Below are 766 nucleotides of genomic sequence, written 5' to 3'. Positions count from 1 at the left end.
GCTGTCAGTCAGTACCTGTTAATCCGTGACTGCTCCCATACCGTCACCTTGCTGGCAAAAACCCAGAACCGGGAGCTGGGGACAGAGCTGAAGAAAAATGATGTGGTGCCTTTGAATGGCTTCGAGACCATCGAGCTGTTCAACCATCACAGCACGGCAGTCACGCTGAAATATCAGCTCACCGATATTCCGGTCAACACCCAGTCAGATGCAGTGGCGATTAGTGGCGCGGTGGAGGTGCACAGCATCCGTGAACCCGTGACCATTGATGCCATTCAGCAGACCGTGCCCGTGTCTTTTGATGCGCCTGTGTCTATTGCGAACTGGCCCGCGGTGCAGCCTGTGAGCGGAAAGATCACCATAGGCAATTTGCCTGAGGTGCAGGCGGTGCGCGGGGAAGTGGCGATCACCAACCTGCCCGAAGTGCAGACCGTGAACGGTCAAGTCACTGTCGGTAATTTGCCGCAGGTGCAGGAGGTCAGCGGTCTGGTTGCGGTGGCCCGCAGTGATGCGATTGCCAGTGCGGTGATCTCATTAGAGCAGGCAACCACCACGCAACTTCTCGCCGCCGACAGTCAGCGCCAGTCGGTACTGGTACAGACAGACAAAGCCCTGTTCGTCGGGGGTGAGGGCGTGGATAACCTGACGGGCATTTACATTGCCGCTGGGGAATCCATGACGCTGGATACCGGGGCGGCGGTGTATGGCTATGCGCTGGAAGGGGCCACGGTTCGGACACTGGCAGAGGTGCGCCATGGCTAGATTA

1 protein-coding gene is annotated in these 766 nt (G+C 58.2%); it reads left to right on the top strand.

Annotated features, from left to right (window positions below; all coding sequences use genetic code 11):
• Positions 1-762, top strand: a 762-nt coding sequence (locus P0Y67_RS22715; RefSeq protein WP_342393708.1) for a hypothetical protein, incomplete at its 5' end; no start/stop codon positions are given.
• Positions 763-766: the final 4 nt, after the last annotated feature.

The organism is Photobacterium sp. SP02 (assembly GCF_038519165.1).
In the GTDB taxonomy this organism is placed as follows: domain Bacteria; phylum Pseudomonadota; class Gammaproteobacteria; order Enterobacterales; family Vibrionaceae; genus Photobacterium; species Photobacterium halotolerans.
This window is presented reverse-complemented; position numbering and strand designations above follow the sequence as displayed.